The sequence below is a fragment of the Thiomicrorhabdus sp. genome, from assembly GCF_963662555.1.
GTDB lineage: Bacteria > Pseudomonadota > Gammaproteobacteria > Thiomicrospirales > Thiomicrospiraceae > Thiomicrorhabdus.
The window spans coordinates 1,969,570-1,990,212 of sequence record NZ_OY759719.1 but is presented as its reverse complement, the minus strand read 5'-3'; the positions used below and the strand labels follow the sequence as shown (position 1 = coordinate 1,990,212).

19 protein-coding genes are annotated in these 20,643 nt (G+C 36.7%); 12 read left to right on the top strand and 7 right to left on the bottom strand.

Translation table 11 applies throughout. The annotated features are described in order from the left end of the window. Nucleotides 1–6 precede the first annotated feature (6 nt). Nucleotides 7–1,386, bottom strand: a complete 1,380-nt coding sequence (locus tag ACORJQ_RS08835) for a glycosyltransferase (protein WP_321323767.1) — start codon at nucleotides 1,384–1,386, stop codon at nucleotides 7–9. Nucleotides 1,387–1,656: 270 nt separating this feature from the next. On the opposite strand from ACORJQ_RS08835, the gene ACORJQ_RS08830 reads away from it, so the two are divergent. The 5 genes from ACORJQ_RS08830 (at nucleotide 1,657) to ACORJQ_RS08810 (ending at nucleotide 5,126) form a co-directional block, all read left to right on the top strand. Continuing rightward, on the top strand, nucleotides 1,657–1,998 hold the full coding sequence (locus ACORJQ_RS08830) for a hypothetical protein (RefSeq protein ID WP_321323765.1): 342 nt from the start codon (nucleotides 1,657–1,659) through the stop codon (nucleotides 1,996–1,998). Nucleotides 1,999–2,083: 85 nt separating this feature from the next. Beyond that, nucleotides 2,084–2,446, top strand: a complete 363-nt coding sequence (locus ACORJQ_RS08825) for a hypothetical protein (protein ID WP_321323763.1) — start codon at nucleotides 2,084–2,086, stop codon at nucleotides 2,444–2,446. A 261-nt stretch (nucleotides 2,447–2,707) separates the two neighbouring features. Then, nucleotides 2,708–3,136 (top strand): hypothetical protein, encoded by a 429-nt coding sequence (locus ACORJQ_RS08820; protein WP_321323762.1) that lies wholly within the window; start codon nucleotides 2,708–2,710, stop codon nucleotides 3,134–3,136. 219 nt (nucleotides 3,137–3,355) lie between these two features. Continuing rightward, complete coding sequence (locus ACORJQ_RS08815) at nucleotides 3,356–4,603, top strand: GGDEF domain-containing protein (RefSeq protein WP_321323760.1); 1,248 nt, start codon at nucleotides 3,356–3,358, stop codon at nucleotides 4,601–4,603. Between the two features lie 70 nt (nucleotides 4,604–4,673). Next, nucleotides 4,674–5,126 (top strand): FKBP-type peptidyl-prolyl cis-trans isomerase, encoded by a 453-nt coding sequence (locus ACORJQ_RS08810; protein WP_321323758.1) that lies wholly within the window; start codon nucleotides 4,674–4,676, stop codon nucleotides 5,124–5,126. 68 nt (nucleotides 5,127–5,194) lie between these two features. On the opposite strand, the gene ACORJQ_RS08805 is transcribed toward ACORJQ_RS08810, so the two are convergent. Continuing rightward, nucleotides 5,195–5,458, bottom strand: coding sequence for a PP0621 family protein (locus tag ACORJQ_RS08805; protein ID WP_321323756.1), 264 nt, complete (start codon nucleotides 5,456–5,458; stop codon nucleotides 5,195–5,197). A gap of 385 nt (nucleotides 5,459–5,843) precedes the next feature. Between ACORJQ_RS08805 and sucC the strand changes: the two genes are divergently transcribed. From sucC to ACORJQ_RS08790, 3 genes are all read left to right on the top strand, one after another. After that, complete coding sequence (gene sucC, locus ACORJQ_RS08800) at nucleotides 5,844–7,007, top strand: ADP-forming succinate--CoA ligase subunit beta (protein WP_321323754.1); 1,164 nt, start codon at nucleotides 5,844–5,846, stop codon at nucleotides 7,005–7,007. A 5-nt stretch (nucleotides 7,008–7,012) separates the two neighbouring features. After that, a complete protein-coding gene (gene sucD / locus ACORJQ_RS08795) occupies nucleotides 7,013–7,894 on the top strand; it encodes a succinate--CoA ligase subunit alpha (RefSeq protein WP_321323751.1) in 882 nt (293 codons plus the stop codon). Between the two features lie 488 nt (nucleotides 7,895–8,382). Then, nucleotides 8,383–10,011 carry an NAD+ synthase gene (locus ACORJQ_RS08790; protein WP_321323749.1) on the top strand — a complete coding sequence of 543 codons (1,629 nt, stop codon included), beginning with the start codon at nucleotides 8,383–8,385 and terminating at the stop codon, nucleotides 10,009–10,011. A 146-nt stretch (nucleotides 10,012–10,157) separates the two neighbouring features. Here the strand turns inward: ACORJQ_RS08790 and ACORJQ_RS08785 are convergent, their stop codons facing one another. Next, complete coding sequence (locus ACORJQ_RS08785; protein WP_321323747.1) at nucleotides 10,158–11,006, bottom strand: outer membrane protein assembly factor BamD; 849 nt, start codon at nucleotides 11,004–11,006, stop codon at nucleotides 10,158–10,160. 380 nt (nucleotides 11,007–11,386) lie between these two features. On the opposite strand from ACORJQ_RS08785, the gene rluD reads away from it, so the two are divergent. Together rluD and pgeF are read left to right on the top strand one after the other, a co-directional pair. Then, on the top strand, nucleotides 11,387–12,406 hold the full coding sequence (gene rluD / locus ACORJQ_RS08780) for a 23S rRNA pseudouridine(1911/1915/1917) synthase RluD (protein WP_321326869.1): 1,020 nt from the start codon (nucleotides 11,387–11,389) through the stop codon (nucleotides 12,404–12,406). Between the two features lie 22 nt (nucleotides 12,407–12,428). Next, the gene (gene pgeF / locus ACORJQ_RS08775; protein ID WP_321323746.1) at nucleotides 12,429–13,172 is read left to right on the top strand and encodes a peptidoglycan editing factor PgeF; all 744 of its coding nucleotides are present in this window, start codon (nucleotides 12,429–12,431) and stop codon (nucleotides 13,170–13,172) included. Between the two features lie 83 nt (nucleotides 13,173–13,255). On the opposite strand, the gene ACORJQ_RS08770 is transcribed toward pgeF, so the two are convergent. After that, nucleotides 13,256–15,244, bottom strand: a complete 1,989-nt coding sequence (locus tag ACORJQ_RS08770) for a monovalent cation:proton antiporter family protein (protein WP_321323745.1) — start codon at nucleotides 15,242–15,244, stop codon at nucleotides 13,256–13,258. Nucleotides 15,245–15,349: 105 nt separating this feature from the next. Beyond that, nucleotides 15,350–16,198, bottom strand: coding sequence for a carboxylating nicotinate-nucleotide diphosphorylase (gene nadC / locus ACORJQ_RS08765; protein ID WP_321323744.1), 849 nt, complete (start codon nucleotides 16,196–16,198; stop codon nucleotides 15,350–15,352). A 227-nt stretch (nucleotides 16,199–16,425) separates the two neighbouring features. Here nadC and ampD point away from each other — a divergent pair, with 227 nt between their 5' ends. After that, nucleotides 16,426–17,013: a 1,6-anhydro-N-acetylmuramyl-L-alanine amidase AmpD gene (gene ampD, locus ACORJQ_RS08760; RefSeq protein ID WP_321323743.1), complete on the top strand. Its 588-nt coding sequence runs from the start codon at nucleotides 16,426–16,428 to the stop codon at nucleotides 17,011–17,013. Nucleotides 17,014–17,045: 32 nt separating this feature from the next. On the opposite strand, the gene ACORJQ_RS08755 is transcribed toward ampD, so the two are convergent. Together ACORJQ_RS08755 and ACORJQ_RS08750 are read right to left on the bottom strand one after the other, a co-directional pair. Then, the gene (locus ACORJQ_RS08755; protein ID WP_321323741.1) at nucleotides 17,046–19,058 is read right to left on the bottom strand and encodes a cache domain-containing protein; all 2,013 of its coding nucleotides are present in this window, start codon (nucleotides 19,056–19,058) and stop codon (nucleotides 17,046–17,048) included. Nucleotides 19,059–19,414: 356 nt separating this feature from the next. Next, nucleotides 19,415–19,627, bottom strand: coding sequence for a uracil-DNA glycosylase (locus ACORJQ_RS08750; RefSeq protein WP_321323740.1), 213 nt, complete (start codon nucleotides 19,625–19,627; stop codon nucleotides 19,415–19,417). 234 nt (nucleotides 19,628–19,861) lie between these two features. On the opposite strand from ACORJQ_RS08750, the gene ACORJQ_RS08745 reads away from it, so the two are divergent. Then, nucleotides 19,862–20,377, top strand: coding sequence for a flavodoxin (locus tag ACORJQ_RS08745; protein ID WP_321323739.1), 516 nt, complete (start codon nucleotides 19,862–19,864; stop codon nucleotides 20,375–20,377). Nucleotides 20,378–20,643 lie beyond the last annotated feature (266 nt).

Genomic DNA, 20,643 nt, shown 5'->3' with positions numbered 1-20,643 from the left:
CTTAATTTACTGATTTTCTGGTAATTTATTTTTGGCTTCTATCCATTGTGCCATATATTTGGTACTTTTATGTTGATGATGATTGAGCATGGCACCAACAAAATTTTGTGCTCTATGTTGCTGAGAGTTTTTCTGTAAATAATTAAGTTCTTTAAGTAAGTTTTCTCCAAAACTATCTGGAGTGTCTTTATCTGATTTATTTTCATCTAAAGTTCTATTACTAATATAACGTTGTAAAACATTCATATAGCCAATTGTTTGATAATTTTTCCAGGCCTGGTCATCTTGATACAACCTAATTGCGGCTTCTGCAAAATCATGAGTATTGTTAGCAATAGCTCCTGGCCATTTGTCTGAACCGTTGTTATTTAATTCTTTGTTCATCATCGATTCAGAACCGATTAAGGTTGTCACGCTAGGCGTACCATTTAACATCGCCTCGGCCAGTTTACCTTTAATGCCTGCGCCAAACCGCAGTGGAGCAAGTAACACTCTTGCTTGAGCAATAACCTTAAACGCATCTTGTGCCCAACCTTTAACTAAAAAACCCTGTTTGGGATTATGCAGTGCGGTGGCTTTAGGTGGCGGGTAAGCACCATAAATATGCAGTTCAGCATTGGGTAATTGTTGACGAATTTTTGGCCAAATAGACTCTTTTAACCATAAAACGGCATCCCAATTGGGTTCATGTCTAAAGTTACCTATTGTGACAAAGTGTTGTCTTTGTTCAAAAGTGGGCAGGCTGGATGGGTTGATGGAGGTATACAAAAAGGGCAAATAAAACAGTTGTTGTTTGGGTATATGAAATTGTTGATGTAATAACTCCATCTCAAACTCAGAGATCATTAAGGTTAAATCACAGCGAAAAATAGCTGCAATTTCGCGTTTTGCAATATCCGACTTTGCCATTTCTTGAAATAACCAGGCCTGGTCATTTAATTTAAGATTAATTAAATCAATCTCTTTAGGTTGTGTTTTTAAGTAATTTTTAAGTATTTGCTGACGAGAAGCTCTGAGTGAGTGCAAATCTTCGGTATTTAAAACTCTTATCGCTTTTGGCGCATATTGTTCAATCCGCCAACCAAACTGTTCTTCCATCATAAATCGATCAAAAATTACCAGGCCTGGTTGGAGCTGTTTAATAAATTGGTCAAAACTTGAATCATTTAATTCAATGTTTTGTTCTTGAATACCGTATTGTGTTAAGTCTTCTTTGTGTTCACCAAGCTTAGCAGGGCTAGCAAAGGTAATTTGCCAATGGTCTTGTTGCAGTAGTTGAATAAGTTGCATCATTCTTGTGCCTGCGGCTGAAGAATTAGGTTCTGGCCAAACATAGCCGATAATCAATAAGGTTTTATTTGTTGGTTGGTTCAATGTTTTATTCAACTTATGGATTGCTCAATTTAATAAAATTCATCCTAACCAAAGTAAACTAGGGATGCTAAGTAGCTAGCTTAAATTACGTTTAAAGTATGGTTATGAGTTGAATTTTTGGAATTTAGACATATATTGTAAACGGATTGGTAAAAGAACTGTTTAGAAAGTCGGTGAGTCGTTAAGTTGTTTATTAAAGCGGGCATGTCGTTTACGTGGTTTAAATTGTCCAGACATAAAAACTAAACCATAGATGAAGAATTAAGAATCAGGAATTGAGTAATGAAACATAAAGCGTTAAAAACTATTTTTATGGCGAGTTTGTTAATTTTAACATCGCAAGCTCAGGCTGGCTTATGGGATGATACAAAAGAAGCTGCCGCCAATGCGTGGCAAAAAACCAAAGAAACTTCATCCGACATTAAAGACGGTGCAGTCAAAAAATGGAACGAAGCAACAGCTGATAAACCAGATAACTCTTCAGATGATTCAGGATCTTTGTCAGACATTAAAAAATTAGGTGATAAACAGACTTACGTAAAGGCTTGGGAAGGTATTAAAGAAAGTGCTAAAAACCCAAACAAGCCAGATGTGGATGAAAATGGAATTCCTAAAAACAACTGAGCTGGGTTATTTGGCAGCAAAGAGCCTTTAAATTAATTAAGCAAGATGACAAAATGAAGCCAGTAAATAAATATGTGGAGTAAAGATGTCACTATCTAAAAAAACAAAATCCTTAATAAATATGTTTGGCGGTATGGCATTTTTACTGGCCAGCATCGTTACGGTTTCTAGCTTATCCGGTTGTGAAAAGGTTGCTAATAGCGCCAAAAACTTACAGTCTGATTGGGTAGGTTTAAAGCGTAATGTTGAAATTTATAGTTGTATGACTGGTAAATTAATAAAAGTTTATCGTGGTGATGTGCGTTTAAACCCAGAAGATGTACATGGTACCTCTTTGTTAGTAAACGGTAAAAAAGTACATACTAACCTTTGTTATATTATTTCTGAAATTGGCACAAAAGAAGAACCGTTAATTAAAGAGAACTTTATTAATGAGCAATCAAAATAGTCTCTAAATTGTTTTTTCTATACAGGTAAATAGATTAAAAAGGCGGTAATTGCATAGGCCTTTTTAAAAGAATTCTGCTATTATGACAGGCATTAAACAAGGTGTAAGTTTTGGTTTGTTTTTTTACAAATTAAAAAATTAAGCATAAGTGACCAGGCCTGGTAAAAGAGGCCATAATATTAAATAGTAACGGTGAAGTGAATGCTGAATCCATTGGCAGCAAACCAAAAAACGTGTAGTCAATCTACAACAAAAGATTTTATGAATAAAACACAATCAAAAACAGCAGGCTTGGTTTTAGCTGGCTTATTAGCATTTAGCTTAACAGGCTGCTCAACCGTTGGTAAAGGTGTTAATGCTGTGGGTTCTGGTGTGGTTTATGTAGCAGAGAGTGCTGATAAAGCCATTAGTGATGTTAAGGTTGATAAAACCGCTGATGACCAGTTTACACTTACCGAAACGTTTTATGAACCTGTGAGAAGTTTAGACAGTTGGTCAATGCGTATTGAATCTAGAGAGTTATGTCCACAAGGTTATGTGTATGTGAACCGCAATGCATTTAAGTCGTCAGAGTTTGCGTATTCTGATGATCAGTGCGTTGGAGGTAAGTCTTGTGAATATAAACTACAGTGGCAAATCCAATGCCAGGATGTACCTAAAGAACCATTTAGTTTGTTTGGTAAAACTTGATTTAGACTAGTTCTTAAACGGACTTTAGATTTTAATTACCGTGAAATTTAACGGCAATACAATCATTAATATTTGATTAAATAGCCACAGACATTTGTGGCTTTTTTGTAGAGGTTTAAGCATTCGCGTAAAGGAATCTTTAAAACCTCTTCTTTTAAAAGATTGGTTTAGCTTAGAAAATAAAGTGAGTTTATTATTACTATTTTAACTCGGCATTACTTGTGGCTCATTGCTTTATCTATTATTGCGGTTTGGCAGGCAATAGAGATACATTCCTGGCCAAAATCATGGTTAACGTTAGTTGAGTATGCTCCCTATGCCATTATGGTAATAGGTGGTTTTATTAGTCTTTGGCTCAATAGAATTCAGCCATTTCTGGTTTTATTCTCTATTTTTTTAGTCAATCTTCTGTTTTTCTATTTTGCCCCTTCTGAACAAGTTTCTATTGCACAATCAGTGCTGTTTCCTGTGGTGAGTTTATTGCTGCCATTAAATATTTTTTTATGGTCTCTATTGCCCGAAAAAGGCGTGCATCATAGACAATACAATGGTTTTGTTGCCGCGGCATTTTTGTTACAAGCTTTGTTTTTTTATTGGTTAATGACTGAATTACCTTTGGCTTGGGTTGCGTCAATTGCTCAGCCTGTTTTTCCTGGTTCAAAACTGTATCATCTGACATTTGCAAGCACCTTGGCTTTTTTGATTGCAGGTTTTGTTTTGTCTATGAAACTGAATTCGCTCCGTCAATTAAGAATTTTTAATCATTCGGTAGTTTTTATTCTTTTATTGATGGCGTTTGCATTAAATCAATATCACCAATTAGGTGTTATGGCTTGGGTTTCATCTATTGCAGGGTTAATCATTATTTTATCGCTAGTATTTGATGCACATCATATAGCTTATACCGATGAACTAACGGGGCTAAAAGGGCGTAGGGCGTTAAATGAATCATTTATGAGTCTCGGAAAACGATATGCGATAGCTATGGTTGATATTGATCATTTTAAACAGTTTAACGATACCTATGGTCATGATGTAGGGGATCAAGTTTTAAAAATGGTTGCCGCAACGTTAGATACCGTTTCTGGTGGTAAAGCGTATCGCTTTGGTGGTGAGGAATTTACCCTAATCTTTAAAAACAAATCGATTGATTCTATTATTCATGAGTTAGAACGTTTGCGAGTAGATATTGCTAAAGAAGTTGTTTATGTGCAAGTAGAAGATGCTACAAATACAGCTAAACGCGGTAAAGCCAAGCCAGCTGTAAAAGAGGTGAGTGTCACCATTAGTTTAGGTTTAGCCGTACCTGATAAAAAACATACCACCCCAGAACAGGTACTTAAATTTGCTGATGAAGGCTTATATAAAGCCAAAAGAGCAGGCCGTAATAAATTAGTCGTAGCAAAAGATGCTGAAAAGCCTGCTAGAAAACCCAGAGGCAAAAAACCGCCAATTGTGAAAGACTGATTGAAAAAAAACGATTGATCAAAGAACAATTTATTAACTATTAAATTAAAAACGTATTAAGGGAATTAGAATGTCTAACAAAGCAAACTCACCGTTACCTGTTGTAGAAGAGAACAGTGAAATAGCCATTACCTTTAAACTTGAATTACCTGATGGTACTGTTGTTGAAGAGACTCCAGAAAACGAACCGATGCGTTTTACCTTGAGAGATGGAACATTTATTAACACTTTAGAAGATTTATTGGTCGGTTTGGAGTTAGGTACTCAAGCAAAGTTAACTTTATCTCCAGGACATGCTTTTGGGTTTCCAGACCCTGATAATTATCAAACCATGCAACGCTCGGATTTTCCAGCCGATATGCCTTTAGAAAAAGGTTATGTTATTGGTTTTAATACCCCTACGGGTGAAGAAATCCCTGGCACTCTTTATGAAATTGATGAGAATGAGGTGGTTGTCGATTTTAATCATCCATTAGCAGGAGCAACCGTAATTTTTACCGCTAAGATTGAAGAGATATTTTAGATTATCAAAAGGTTAGTTACTTTTGGTAATTTGGTAAAGGGTTATTAATTTTAATTACCAGCTAGAATTTAGTGATGTTCATCATGGTATTGCTTCATGTGACCTTCGCTGCAAAAAGTGTCTTTGCCATCAAAATAGGCTTCTGCTTGAGGTAAATGCACGCCACATAACGCACATCTCACCATTGTTTCAGGATCTGGCTGGTTCTCTTTTTCCTGTTTTTTTAGTGCTTCCTGACGTTGTTTTTCACGAATTTCAATCACTCGATTAAGAGTAAAACGAATAATGAAATAAATCAGGATAACAAATAATAAAAATACAATGGCTCTCACGGAGTCTCCTCAAAAATGATTAAAAATTTTGTCTGAATTTTACCTAATAGATAAGATTATAAATCGAATTCTCTGTTTATCGTTAACTATCCTTTGCCTGTTTATAAACCAGTTTACAAATCGGTTTATAAATCCGTTTATAAATCCGTTTATAAATAACACCCAAAATAGAGCGTTTAGGCCTAATTTAAAAGTAATTAAAACGAATTGTTAATGCATTCAAAGCCTAAAAATCATACAATAAACTGATTATTATTCTTTAAATATTTAATCCAAAATTTAGTCATAAAAAATTTATTTCTAGCCGTTTTACTTGAGGCCTTTACTCGTCTAAAGATCTCTATTTGCGAAAATGGTAGTAATGAATTGATAGAGAAGCGTTTACATGAATTTACATGAATATCAGTCAAAAGCCTTGTTTTCAGAATACGGCATTGGTGTGCCACAAGGGCAGTTGATTACCAAATTAGAACAATTAGACTCAGCCTTAGATGCGGTAGGTGAAAACGCATGGGTAGTTAAGGCACAAATTCACGCCGGTGCTCGCGGTAAAGCGGGCGGTGTTAAATTAGTCACTAGCCGTGATGAAGCCAAAAAAGTTGCAACTGAATTACTGGGAAGCAAACTAGCCACGATTCAAACAGCGGGTAAAGAACTACCTATTAATAGTCTTTTGATTGAGCAAACGTTAGATATCGAAGAAGAGTTATATCTAAGTTTAGTGGTAGATCGTGTTACTCGAACTCACACTTTTGTTATTTCTGCAGCAGGTGGTATGGATATTGAAGCGGTGGCAGAACAGAGTCCAGAGAAAATATTAAGTGTGCACATAGATCCAACAGTTGGTGTGATGCCTTACCAATGCAGAGAAGTTGGTTTTGCATTAGGTTTGACGGGTGATGCATTTAAACAAATCGGTCAGTTAATGACGCGTTTTTATAAACTTGCGGTAGATAAAGATGTTTCTCAGTTAGAAATAAATCCTTTAGTTAGAACCTCTGATAACGCATTAATTGCGTTAGATGCAAAAGTAAATATTGATCCTAACGCTCTTTACAGACAACCAGGCCTGGTAAGTTTGCGTGACTTCTCCCAAGAAGACGAGCGTGAAGCCAAAGCATCGGAACACCAGCTTAACTATATTGCTTTAGACGGTGATATTGGTTGCATGGTAAATGGTGCAGGGCTTGCAATGGCTACGATGGACTTAATTAAACTAAATGGTGGTGAGCCAGCTAATTTTTTAGATGTAGGTGGTGGTGCGACTCCTGAGCGTGTGGCTGAAGCCTTTAAATTGATTTTGTCTTCATCTGAAGTGAAGTCAATTTTGGTCAATATATTTGGCGGTATTGTGCGTTGTGATTTGATTGCAGAAGGGATTATTCAAGCGGTACATGAGGTGGGGCTAAATATTCCAGTTGTGGTCCGTTTAGAAGGCACCAATGTAGAGCTTGGTAGAGAAATTTTAGCCAACAGTGATTTAAGCATTATTACGGCAGACGGCCTTGCCGATGCAGCACGTAAAGTAGTAGAAGTGGCAGGAGCATAATTTAGATGAGTATTTTAATTGATAGCAACACTAAGGTTATCTGCCAAGGATTTACAGGAAAGCAAGGCACGTTTCACTCAGAGCAAGCGATTGCTTATGGCACCAAAATGGTCGGTGGTGTTACCCCGGGTAAAGGTGGGCAAACCCATTTAGGGTTACCTGTATTCAATACGGTTGCAGAAGCGGTTGAACAAGCTGGTGCCGAAGCTTCTATGATTTATGTTCCCCCTGCGTTTGCGGCAGATTCTATTATTGAAGCGATTGCGGCAGGCATTAAAGTGATTACCTGTATTACTGAAGGGATTCCGGTTGCCGATATGCTAAAAGTGCGAGCAGTTTTAGAAAAATCAGATGCTTATTTAATTGGCCCGAACTGCCCAGGGTTAATCACTCCGGGTGATGGTGAAGAAGGGTGTAAGATAGGTATTATGCCTGGACATATTCATCTACCAGGTAAAATTGGGATAGTGTCACGTTCTGGAACGTTAACCTATGAAGCGGTTCATCAAACCACGCAGAATGGTTTAGGACAATCAACCTGTGTAGGTATTGGTGGTGACCCAATTCAGGGTATGAATTTTATTGATTGTTTGACCTTGTTCCAAGATGACCCACAAACCGAAGGTATTATTATGGTGGGTGAAATTGGTGGCCAAGCAGAAGAAGATGCGGCTGAATTTATTAAAGCCAATGTCACTAAACCTGTTGTTGCTTACATTGCAGGGGTAACTGCACCAGCTGGTAAACGTATGGGGCATGCAGGGGCAATTGTTAGCGGCGGTAAAGGAACGGCTGAAGCTAAATTTGCCGCTTTAGAAGATGCAGGCGTGACCGTTGTTCGTTCACCTGCAGACTTAGGCCAAGCTATGAAAGCTCTTGTGGGTTAGAAGAATTTGTAGTGATGGTAGGAGGGGTATTATTTGATACCCCGTATATCAATCTAAAACGATAAAAAATTGATTGCAAATAAACTTACCAGGCCTGGTAAGTTTATAATTCAAAGTAATAGTTAGCGTTGCTTTACACTTTATTCTTTAACAAAGATTGTTAAATGCCTTCCGTTGTATTGGTTAAGGAATCGAGATTGAATCGGTTGGCTTCTGGCAACGCCAAAATTGTCAGATCAAGGCGTGAAGTTGCCGTAATGTCTAGACCTTACAAAACTTCACGACGCAGAGCTGGTAATTTTGGCTAAGCTCCTGAGGACGGGGCTTAAAGCCCACCTCGTCGTAGTTTGACCATAGAATTGACTGAGGCTGGCGAGTTACGCATAGAGTAGGTGGGCTTTAAGTCCTGCAGAAGCTCAAACAGATTTAATTGGAAGTTTCTTAAGGACTCCTTAACTTCTTATCGACACAGAAAAGAGAGATTCTCAATGACTCAAAATGTAACCGTTGTTATGGGCCAGATCGACCCAATTGTGGGTGATATTTCAGGAAATGTGGATTTAATCATTGCGGCTGCTAATCGAGCTAAAAATGAATTAGAAGCAGATATTATCGTTTTTCCAGAAATGACTATAACAGGGTATCCGCCTGAAGACTTATTACTACGTAATGGGTTATACCCTCAGGTAAACGTGGCTTTAAGTCGTTTGTGCCAAGAAGTAACGGATATTGTTTGTGTCGTGGGTTACCCAATGATGGATGAATTGGGTGAACGTTTTAATATGGCGGCTTGGATAGAAGACGGTATGATTCAAGCCAGTTACATAAAACAAAATTTACCTAATTACAGTGTGTTTGATGAACAACGATATTTTACGGCTGGCCATAGCCCTTGTGTCATTGACTATAAAGGGATTCGCTTTGGTATTTTAATCTGTGAAGATATTTGGAAGATTACACCTTCTACTCAAGCAAGAGATGCTGGTGCGGATGTTATTCTTAATCTAAATGCATCGCCTTTTTCTGAAGAGAAACATCAAGATAGAATCGCTACGTTAAAAAGACGTGTAGATGAAATAAAAAAACCGATTATCTATGTTAATCAAGTTGGTGGGCAAGATGATTTAGTGTTTGATGGCGGCTCTTTTGCTATGTGTGCTGAAGGCGATGTTTGTGTGCAAAGCCCAGAGTTTAAAACCGATTTAATGCCCGTTAAGTTAGTTAAACAAGCCGACTCAGTGGTGATTTTAGAAGGTGAAAAGTCACTTCTTGTTGAAGGCGAAGCTCGTGTTTATGAAGCCCTTAAAATGGGTGTAAAAGACTACGTGAAAAAGAATGGTTTTTCTGGTGTGCTTTTAGGTCTTTCTGGAGGTATTGATTCAGCATTAACTCTAGCCATTGCCGTAGATGCTTTAGGGGCAGATAAAGTAGAAGCGGTTATGATGCCGTTTCGTTATACTGCCGAAATCAGCAAGCAAGATGCCGCTTTGCAAGCCGCGACTTTAGGTGTGCAGTATCAATCTATTCCCATTGAAAATATGTATAACGAATTTGAAGCGGCTTTAGCAAGTAGTTTTGAAGGTTGTGAAACTGATTTAACAGAAGAAAATTTGCAAGCCCGTATCCGTGGAACTTTATTAATGGCTTTGTCTAACAAATCAGGCAAGATGGTATTGGCAACCAGTAATAAAAGTGAAGTGGCGGTTGGGTATTCAACACTCTATGGTGATATGGTTGGAGGTTTTTCGCCGTTAAAAGACGTGCCTAAAACTTTAGTGTATCGTTTAGCGAAGTACCGAAATTCATTGTCAGATTGTATTCCTGAGCGAGTCATTACTCGACCACCATCAGCTGAGCTAAGACCGGACCAATTAGATCAAGACTCTTTACCTGATTACGATGTATTAGATGCTATTATTAAGTTTTACGTAAAGCAAGATAAAACTCCAGAAGAAATTATTGCTCTAGGTTACCAAGAAGATGAAGTTCGTAAAGTGATTAGATTAATTGAACGAAGTGAATACAAGCGTCGTCAATCTGCACCAGGTATTAAGATTACTCAAAGAGCTTTTGGGCGTGATAGACGTTATCCAATAACCAGCCATTATTCAGAGTAGTGAATTGTGTGGCATTAGCTTTATTGCCAGATTAACTATGCATAAAAATTTAGATAATAAAAAACCGTTTTACCACACCAGGTAAAACGGTTTTTTTATTTAAGTATTAATGTAAGAATTAAGTTAATTAGGCTATCTAACTAAAGCTAAAACATCTTTTTAAACTTAGCCCACCAAGAATCATCTTCTTTATTTTTAGTGGCTTTTGAAACATTATCTTTAGCTGGACCAAAGTTTAAATTGATAGCTTCTTTGTCTGCATTTTTGTTCAATTCATATACACGTTGAACATCTGCTGCTGTTTCAGTCATGCCAAGTTTGCGGTAAGATTTTTCTAGCATTTTTAAAGCCTGTAACGTTACTGAAGCTTGTGGATAGTTTTCCAAAATGTATTCAGCACGGTTTGCTGAGGCTAGATAAGCCTGTTTTTTAAAGTAGAAATCAGCCACTTTAATTTCATGTCTAGCCATTTGATTTCGTAAAATAACTAAACGTTTACTCGCTGCGATAGCGTATTTACTATCTGGAAAACGCTTAATTAATTCATCGTAATAATCAAAAGCACGTTTAGCAGATTTAACATCACGAGTGGCTGGGTCAGTGATGTAGTTATCTAACCAACTACGAATAATCGAATCTGCTGCTAATGCCTTTAAATAATAGGCATAAGCAAGTTGTTTGTGTTTAGGAAAGAGCCTAATAAACTCATCCAATTCAACAATGGCTGACTCTGGCTCATCATATTTATAGTAAGAATAAGCTAGCTCTAAGTGAGTTTGTTCTGCATAACGACCATATGGAAAGTACGCTTTTAACTTTTCATAGTTTTCAATGGCAGTACCCCATTGTTCGTCCTTAAATGCGTCGGTTGCATCGGTATAAAACTCTTCTACGGTTTTTTCATCATCGGGTTTTTCTATTAAACCGTTAAGGGTTGAGCAGCCGTGTAAAGTTAGGCTTGAAAGTAACAATAAGGATAGAAGTGTTTTTTTCATGTTTATTCGGTACTCTTAGGTACAATAGGCAACAGGGCATCTTGAATAGGTTGATTTTGTAAGACTTAGCTAAGTTCTTCAGTTCTTTGTGGTGAAAGATGGCAAGGTTTAGATATTCCCTCGCATTCACGACCCGATCTTAAAAACTTGACATTGCTAAAATTAACCTGAGGTTATTCAAGTAGTACCCATTAATAAATTGCCAATGATTGTATCACAAATATTGTAAATTCAATGATTGCCTTTATATTAAAAATAGATATAAAAACAGATATAAATGTTTTCAAAGAATTCTAATAAAAAACCGTAAATAAAGCGGTTTTAATATCAAAGACTTAACAAGTAAAGGTTTACTTTTGACACAACAAACACTGACAGCCATGATTCCGCATGATGCCCTTGGCGAACGCCTAGATGTAGCATTATGTCCGCTATTTTCAGATTATTCTCGCAGCCGTATTCAGCAATGGATTAAAGATGGCAATGTTAAATTAGATGGTGAGGTTTGGAAAAAACCAAAACTTCCTGTGTTGGGTGGAGAACAGGTTGAGTTAATTGCTGAGATTGAAAATGCAACTGAAATTCCAGCTCAAGAAATTGAGCTTGAAGTGGTGTATGAAGATGATTCAATTATGGTCATTAATAAACCACCAGGTTTAGTTGTTCATCCTGGGGCTGGAAATCCAGATCAAACTTTAATGAATGCATTATTGTTTTATAACCCGGCTTTGCGTGAGGTGCCAAGAGCTGGAATTGTGCACCGTTTAGATAAAGATACCTCTGGTTTGATGGTGGTAGCTAAAACCATTCAAGCTCAAACCAGTTTGGTTGATCAGCTTCAACGTCATGAAGTAGAGCGTATTTATGATGCGGTATTAGTGGGTAAATTAGCTCGTGGTGGAACCGTTGATAAAGCGATTGGTCGTAGCCCATCAGATAGAAAAAAGATGGCAGTGCGTGCCTTTGGTGGCAAAGAAGCAGTTTCACACTACCGAGTATTAGAACACTTCAGAGAACATACTCGTGTGCGAGTTAAATTGGAGACAGGGCGTACTCATCAAATTCGTGTACATATGGCTCACTTAGGTTTTCCATTGGTTGGCGATCCTGTTTATGGTTCACGTTTTAGAATTCCTAAAAAAATGCATGAGGAATTTGTTCAATTTTTACGAGGTTTTCATCGTCAAGCATTGCATGCGGGAGCATTAAGTTTAAAACATCCAGTTACGGGTAAAACCATGAAATGGAAAGCCCAGATGCCTGACGACATGTTTGAATTGATTGATGTGCTTAGGGAAGATTTAGAAGCCTATGAATCGCAACAGTTAGGTTATGATGAATTTGACTACGACAATGGTGTTGAAGTGGAATGGGTAACCGATGAAGATATTCCTGAGTAATTAAAAGCACTAAGGGTTTTTGATGTTTATTAGTCCAAACTGGCCTGTGCCTAAAAATATTAAGGCTTTTTGCACTACTCGAAAAGGTGGAGAAAGCCTAAGACCGTTTGATTCTTTTAATTTAGCAATTCATGTCGATGATGATGAACAAGTGGTTATACAAAATCGTGCTTTATTGGTTGAATTAGCCCATCTTCCCTCTCAACCCGTTTGGTTAAATCAACAACATACCGATAAGGCTTTAGCTTTAACCTCAGAATCTAGGTTTGCAGAACCACCCATTGCAGATGCTAGTTGGACAGATACGCCTAATGTGGTCTCTGTCATTATGACGGCTGATTGTTTGCCTGTTTTGCTCACAGATATGGATGGCACTTGTGTTGCCGCAATACATGCTGGTTGGAAAGGGTTGGCAGATAATATAGTCACTAAAACGATTCAGGCCATGCCAGTTAAACCTCAAAAATTAATGGCTTGGATTGGGCCAGCAATCTCTAAAAATCAGTTTGAAGTAGGCCAAGATGTATTTGATGCCTTTGCAGACATTGATATTGATAATAAGGATTATTTTGAAGTAAAAGATACTCAGCAGAATAAGTATCTTGCAGATTTACCAGGCCTGGTAGAACGTGAATTAAAGCAAATTGGTGTTAACCAGGTTTACCAAAGTGGTTTGTGTTCTTATGAGGATGAAGAACATTTTTACTCCTACCGCAGAGATGGTAGAACAGGGCGCATGGCTTCTTTGATTTGGATTGAATCTTAAGCACATTTAGGTTGAGTAAACCCATTTATAAAATAGGCCAGAACTTTTGACTAAAGGCCTTCAACTAAGGCCTGATGATGCAATTATTTACCAAAAAGAATAAATTTCTCAGCACGTTTAATGTCTTCAGGTAAACCACTTAATACTATATGGTCTTCTAAACGCATTTTGGTTTCACCATCAGGATGTTCGCCACGAACATGTCCGCGTTTAATGGCATCTACATTCACATTGAATTGACTAAGATCTAAATCCTTAAGTTTGGCTCCTAATGCATAGCTAGAGCTTTCTATTAATACACTATGAATAACCCCACTCATAACTTGGTGCTGTTCTAAAGGATTATCATCTTCACCGGGGTAAACACTTTCAAGAAGTTTATAGCGTCCTTTACGAGCATCTCTTGTGGCTCTGAGCACTTTACTAGGTTGTTGGCCAAGCATTAACATTAAATGAGAAGAGAGCATAATGCTCGACTCAAAGGTATCAGGAATAACTTCAGTTGCTCCTGCTTCAATCAAATCATTAACGTGAGAGTCATCCAATGTTCTAACCAGTATTGGAATACTCTTGTTTATTCTACGGATGGTTTTTAAGATTTTAATGGACGCATGAAAGTCGCTAAAAGTAATCATAATCACTTTTGCTTTATCAATTGATGCCGCATGCAAAATAGTCTCTTTTGCAGCATCACCATAGTAAACGCGTTCACCGGCAGCACGGGCTTCATGAACACGTTTTATGTCCATATCTAAAGCCATAAATTCTTGGTTAGAAGCGTGTAAAAAACGCCCAACAGTTTGCCCTACACGCCCAAAACCACACAAAATAACATGCTCATTTATATGCTGGCTGTCTTTTAATATGGTGTTTTCAATTTCGCTGTGATTTGCTGAATAAGATTCTTTATGAATCATTTTTGCAATCTTGCCATTAAACTTAACTAAAAATGGGGCGATAGACATGCTTAAAACCGCAGCAGTCAGTAAAATATTGCCCATCTCTTCTGGGAGCAGTTTGTAAGTAAAGGCTAAAGTCATTAGTACCAAGCCAAATTCACCTACTTGCGATAAAGAGAGGGCAATACGTAGCGATACTCCAGCTTCTTTATTAAAGAAGCGAGACACTAAATAAAGCACAGCTCCTTTAACCATAAATATACTGATAGTTAGAGCAATAATTAACAAAAAGTTATTGGCTAAAACATCAATAGAAATAAGCATCCCTACGGTAACAAAGAACAGGCCTAGTAAAATATCTTGAAACGGTCTAATGTCAGATTCAATTTGGTGACGGTACTCGGTTTCACTTAACATCATGCCAGCTAAAAATGCCCCCAAAGTCATGGATAAACCCATTTCTTCAGTAAAGGCGGCGGCACCTAAAGCAACTGTAAGAACGGCAAGGGTAAACAGTTCTTGAGACTTAGCTGAGGCAACTTCATGAAACAGTGGGCGTAGCAAGTATTTACCAATAAGGTGCATGATAATAACCACCAAAACGCCTTTGATAAACGCCATAGTAAGAGCCATTGCTAAGGCATTATCACTATCACCACTCATGGCCAAAGCAGGGATTAAGATTAATAGCGGTATCGCTATAATATCTTGAAAGATTAAAATACCTACTGCCGATCGGCCATGCCGTGACTGAATTTCAGACTGTTCGGTTAATTGTTTTATAACAATAGCGGTGGAAGAGAGAGCAAAGGCACCTGCAATAACAATATTGGTATTGCTATCTAGCCCTGCTAAATGTCCAATAATATAAATGATGGCGGCGGTGACTAATACTTGTGTAGTGCCAAGTCCAAATACTTGTTTACGCATAGCAAACATTTGTGAAATAGAGAACTCTAAACCAATAGCAAACAATAAAAATACAATTCCAAATTCGGCTAAAAGACTAATGGTCTCTTCTTTTTGAATAAAACCAAATACATTAGGGCCAACAATAATACCCACAATGATATAACCTAAAATAGGAGGGAAGTGCATCCTTCTAGAAAGCGATACAGTAATCACCGCTATGGCTAAGAGTAATACAATATTTAACAGTAAATGGTCTTGCACTTTAGAGTATCCGCATCGTGTTAATAAATGGTTTGAAAAGGGGTGTTTTTAATAAACAATATTAATGTTTATTAAAAGTGTTTAAGTGTATTTTTTATGTCTTTTTTAAGATTTAGTCATCTTAAAACGCATTGATAAATCAATACAGCGTAGATGTTTAGTAATTGCCCCTGTAGAGATGAAATCAACTTCAGTGTTAGCCAACGTTGCAAGGTGTTGAATTTCAACATTACCCGATACTTCTAGTTTTGCTCGGTGGTTTACCAAGGCAACCGCTTTATACATCATTTCGAGTGTAAAGTTGTCTAACATAATAATATCTGCACCGCCTTCTAAGGCTTCTTGCACTTCGCTAAGGTTTTCAGTTTCTACTTCTACGGTTTTACCAGGATGTTGAAATTTAGCTAAACCAATTGCTTCAGCAATTCCACCAGCGGCAATAATGTGATTTTCTTTTAATAAAATTGCATCATACAAACCTATACGATGATTTTGACCACCACCGCAAGCAACGGCATATTTTTGAGCTAAACGTAGGCACGGCAAAGTTTTACGTGTATCCAATAGCTTGGTTTTTGTGTTAATTAGAGGTTTAACATACTCAGAGGTTGTCGTTGCAGTGCCAGACAGAGTTTGTAAAAAATTTAACGCTGTGCGTTCTGCAGTTAATATGTTTCTTGCAGAACCTTTTATTGTGCAGATTAATTGGTCTATTTCAACCTCTTCACCTTCTTCACACAGCCAATCTACTGTAAGGTCTTCGTCTACTTGCCTAAAGACTTCATCAAACCAAGGACGACCGCAAATAATGGCTTTTTCACGACAATAAATATTGGCAACCGCTTGAATGTTTGGAGGGATGAGACCGGCAGTTAAATCGCCGGTTTTTATATCTTCATCTAAGGCGGTAGTAACGGTTTCTTCTATATTCTCAAAATAGTTAATGTCATTCATAGTTGTTATTTATTTTGGCTTTGATGGTTTTGGGTAACTAGATAAAACTGTGAGTTTTATATAATGAGTTGTATGATACGGAGAGTATTATAACCAGTGTATTATATAGATTTTAAAGTATCTAAATACGTATTATTCATATCTATATAATTTACTGTACATCGCTTTTGTTTATGCCCGTTACAAAGTGAGCTAATAACATAATCATAAAAACCAAAAGAAAGTAAATGCAGCAAAATACACAACAAGACTCACTTAACAGTATTAGAGTAAACAAACAAACCGGCTTAATTGAACAGGGGGTTTTTATTCAAAGTCCCAATTTTGATGAACGACCAAATCAAGAATTACCAGGCCTGGTCGTTGTGCATGGTATTAGTTTGCCGCCTAACCAATTTGGTGGTGAAGGCATTACTCAATTATTTACTAATCAATTAGATCCTAATGCGCATCCTTATTATCAAACTATTCAACATTTAAAGGTTTCTGCTCATGCTTTAATTCGTCGTGATGGACAAATTATTCAATATGTCCCTTTTCATAAAAGAGCATGGCACGCAGGGGTTTCTGAATATGAAGGCCGAGAACGGTGCAATGACTTTTCAATAGGGATTGAATTAGAAGGTACAGACCAAACACCTTACACGGCTTCTCAATACAAGGCGTTATCCCAGTTAATTAAAGCTCTTTGGCAAAGTTACCCAACCATTAAAAGAGAAAACCTAGTTGGGCATTGTGATATTGCACCTGGTAGAAAAACCGATCCAGGCGAGTATTTTATGTGGTCATCTCTCAATAGATTGTTAGAAAGCTAAAATTTTAGATGCATTGAGTTAACCGGCAGGTATTAAATGCCAGTTAATACAAGGGCGATAACATCATTTTTATAGCCATCGCCATTTTTATATTCTCGATAACCATTACTGACTTTATAACCTACAAGATAGGTCGTGTTATTCCATATCCAGGCAATAGTATCATTTTCCCCATTTTGTGCTTCTAACACCTTTTTTGGTATGTTGAGTGTATCCTCTGGATTTATAACAGGATTTGTAGAGGATATAACCTTTCCGTCGCGATCAATATAGGCACTAAAAGTGGTTTGATTGATTGCATCATTTAGATACTTGGGTTGGGTTTCATTTAGCATTGCACTAAATTCTGGTTTAGAGTCAAATACTAGAGCAATTCCACCAACGTTAGTATTTAAGTCCTCCCAAGCTTTTACTGGTGCATGATAAATGTAAGTATATTCATTATCATACAGCTCAGATTTGTGAAAATCTGATACTGTGTAAGATTGCGTGTTTTGTAGTTTTAAACAGCGTGCCGTCTCGGCAGGCCGAGGCATAATCGTTCCCACGATATGGTTTTCTAATTCATTTGAAACGGCCAGTATTTTGCCAGAATTGTCATACAGAATAATATTGGTATAAACCGTATAGAGGCTGTTTATATAACTAAGTACTTTAGTTAGTTTTTGACTATTTTCTGGGGTAATATTCCCCGTTTTATGGTTTGTGGTTAAGATTCGTCTAAAACTACTATTTAATGCCCACCAACGACAATCGTTAGCTCTTTCATAAAGGTTTCTATCCATAACATCAATCGATAAGGCCGCACTAAATGACGTTTTTGATTGAATGGTATCAATCAAAACTTGATGAATGTGTCTGATAAAACGAGAAAAAATATCCTGAATTTCTAAACTTATCACTTGAAAGCGATCCAGTATAGGCAAGAATGATTTTACCTCTCTTTTTAAAGACATAATTTTTCCGTTTAGAATAACGGTTAAAAGTAGGGTGCTTACTTTTAGATTAGTTTGTTCTAAATCTTTTAAATAAAGAGGCGATTCACTCGGTATTTCAATGCCCAAATCTTTTTTGTTGTGTTTATCTTTAAAGGCATCATTCATTTCAATTTCAGCATACCCAATCCATGGTAAACCAAAAAAACCTTGGTAGCCTGTTGTTGTGGTTGAGCACCTTAGTGTATTTCCCACTCTTTCGGGGGATGAGTTTTTTGTAAAAGCAGTGGCTGACTTATTACTATGAGAATTCTTACGGTTGTTAGAAGCAATAACCTTTTGCTCTTCATCGAAAAGCATCAAGGTATAGCCTGTTTCGTTGTCAAGTGAATCAAATATCCCATTCATTTCCTCATCAAAGTTAAAACTTAGGCATAAAACGCCAAGGTTTTGCTCAGTTCCGTTGGGATTGGTTTGAGTGATTTTTTTTGCATAAATCAAAGACGATTTTTTTGCGAATAAGTCTGAATTACGAAAAACTTCTACATAGTCTTCTTGTGTATTTAACGCTTTTTTAATCAAAGGATCTGTTGAATGTTTTACTGGGTTAGACTTATTTAATTTTGCCTTAACTTCACCATTTGGTTTGACTAGGATAATATCGTCATAAACCGAGTATTTAGCCACATACTCCTGAATACGTTGATCAATAAAGGCTTCATCTTCTGGGGTAATATGCTCTTTAGCCATAAACTCGACAAGGTCATCATCCGTCGCTAAAAAACCTACGTCTGCGGTTCGTTCAAATAAGTTACGAATTAATATATCTATCGTAGTTTGAGCTTTTAGCATAATTTCACTATTTGCCTGGTTTAAGTAACGACCAATCAATTCAGAAATCATAATGTCTCTTAAATTTTGAAACTCTTTTTGAGTTTCAACAATTGAAACTAACAGTTGAGCATCAATGTTCTCATTATTAATTTTGCCAACCATGCCAACCGTACTCCACCATAAATCCTGGTGCTCGAGTTCGTCAATATAGCCTTTTACTGCTGGGAGGTAATTAATATAAGATTTGTTTTCCTGAGAATGGTTTTTTTGAGTCATTTTTGAGTTTTCTTAATAGTGTAATTAAGCCTCGGTTTAAGCAGATTGCATTCCAGTTAAGCCTAGAATACGGATTTAAGTAAAATTTTATGGTTTTATGTACGTGATTTTTTCAACCTAGTTATGCACTTTAACTATATGTTTTTTTGATATGGCAAAAAATAGAGAAATATATTGGTTCTCAATAGCACACTTCTAGTGCGAATGGATTGGTTGCAACCTTTGAGGCTAAAACTATCATGAATAGCGTACAGAAAATAAAAGCGGTTAAATTAGACTTGAACAAATGAAACGGTTTACTTGATTAGTTTTAAGTTTGGATTTTACAAATATTTGACAGATAAAGGGAGGGCTAGTTAAGCAATCCATCCCGTTTTTTTGTTTTGTGCTGAAGCTTCTTTTTTGGGGCAAAACTTTAAACACTCCTCTCCTGAAGTTTCAAATACCACATGGCTTGGTATACGTTTGGTTTTAAAACCAAACGCCTTGCATCCTCTAGGAGCGTGGGTATCCCAAGTAATATAAAAATATTGGCATTTAAAGCAGTCTATTTGATTAGTTTTTTTCATGTGAATGTATAAAATAAGTAAATTCTTAAATAAATAGCACTGTGCTATTATTCAAATCAGGTTATAAGTAATAGTTATTAAGCATAAGTAAAGCTTTAGAATAAGTTGTTTGTTATCAACTAATATTCAATTATTTACTATTTAACGTTGATTTACGTTGGGTTTTCTTAATAATGTATCTAAATAGTAGATTAACATTCTACTAAAAAATTAAATGTTTAAAAGGGTAATCAAATGAGTAAAGTTGGCCTATTCTACGGAACGGATACAGGTAATACAGAACGTGTTGCAGACATGATTAAAGACAAAGTGGGTGCAGATATTTGTGAAGTACACGATATCGCTTCTGCTAGTGCAGATGATTTTGCAAAATACGACAAAATTATTCTAGGCCAACCGACTTGGTATTATGGTGAGTTGCAAAGTAGCTGGGATGATTTTTGGGAAGACTTTAAAGGCATCGACTTTACGGGTAAAACCGTGGCTTGTTTTGGTTTAGGTGACCAAGCCGATTACTCAGAATACTTTTTAGACGCAATGGGGATGATGCATGACATCGCCGTTGAAAACGGTGCTACACCAGCAGGTTATACCTCAACCGATGGTTTTGAGTTTGATGAATCAAAAGCCGTAACTGAAGACGAAGAATTCTTTGTAGGTTTAGGTATTGATGAAGACCAGCAACCAGAACTCACGGCTAGTCGCGTTGACGACTGGGTTGACCAAATTAAAGAAGAATTTGGGATTTAAGTTTTAATAAAAAAAAAACATATTTTCTGTAAATTTACAAAATTTAATAAAACCGCTTATGTTCGTAAATGTAAGCGGTTTTTTTGTTTATAAAATTCATAAAAAGCCTTTTTTTAAAATTCTAACTAGGTTCACCAGCTTTGTTTACAATAAAAATATTATAAAATTAATTTTACTTTCTATAAAAAAAACGATTTAAAAATAAGGGGTTATTATGTTTGGGGGTGTTATTATGACAAGAAAGATATTTACCATATACATCGTAC

What these genes read in the sequence shown, in the direction of transcription:
- pgeF (WP_321323746.1), top strand. Translation starts at nt 12,429, where the DNA reads ATGTTTATTAGTCCAAACTGGCCTGTGCCTAAAAATATTAAGGCTTTT.
- nadC (WP_321323744.1), bottom strand. Translation starts at nt 16,198, where the DNA reads ATGAATGACATTAACTATTTTGAGAATATAGAAGAAACCGTTACTACC.
- ACORJQ_RS08810 (WP_321323758.1), top strand. Translation starts at nt 4,674, where the DNA reads ATGTCTAACAAAGCAAACTCACCGTTACCTGTTGTAGAAGAGAACAGT.
- sucD (WP_321323751.1), top strand. Translation starts at nt 7,013, where the DNA reads ATGAGTATTTTAATTGATAGCAACACTAAGGTTATCTGCCAAGGATTT.
- rluD (WP_321326869.1), top strand. Translation starts at nt 11,387, where the DNA reads ATGATTCCGCATGATGCCCTTGGCGAACGCCTAGATGTAGCATTATGT.
- sucC (WP_321323754.1), top strand. Translation starts at nt 5,844, where the DNA reads ATGAATTTACATGAATATCAGTCAAAAGCCTTGTTTTCAGAATACGGC.
- ACORJQ_RS08750 (WP_321323740.1), bottom strand. Translation starts at nt 19,627, where the DNA reads ATGAAAAAAACTAATCAAATAGACTGCTTTAAATGCCAATATTTTTAT.
- ACORJQ_RS08755 (WP_321323741.1), bottom strand. Translation starts at nt 19,058, where the DNA reads ATGACTCAAAAAAACCATTCTCAGGAAAACAAATCTTATATTAATTAC.
- ACORJQ_RS08830 (WP_321323765.1), top strand. Translation starts at nt 1,657, where the DNA reads ATGAAACATAAAGCGTTAAAAACTATTTTTATGGCGAGTTTGTTAATT.
- ACORJQ_RS08790 (WP_321323749.1), top strand. Translation starts at nt 8,383, where the DNA reads ATGACTCAAAATGTAACCGTTGTTATGGGCCAGATCGACCCAATTGTG.
- ACORJQ_RS08820 (WP_321323762.1), top strand. Translation starts at nt 2,708, where the DNA reads ATGAATAAAACACAATCAAAAACAGCAGGCTTGGTTTTAGCTGGCTTA.
- ACORJQ_RS08825 (WP_321323763.1), top strand. Translation starts at nt 2,084, where the DNA reads ATGTCACTATCTAAAAAAACAAAATCCTTAATAAATATGTTTGGCGGT.
- ampD (WP_321323743.1), top strand. Translation starts at nt 16,426, where the DNA reads ATGCAGCAAAATACACAACAAGACTCACTTAACAGTATTAGAGTAAAC.
- ACORJQ_RS08745 (WP_321323739.1), top strand. Translation starts at nt 19,862, where the DNA reads ATGAGTAAAGTTGGCCTATTCTACGGAACGGATACAGGTAATACAGAA.
- ACORJQ_RS08785 (WP_321323747.1), bottom strand. Translation starts at nt 11,006, where the DNA reads ATGAAAAAAACACTTCTATCCTTATTGTTACTTTCAAGCCTAACTTTA.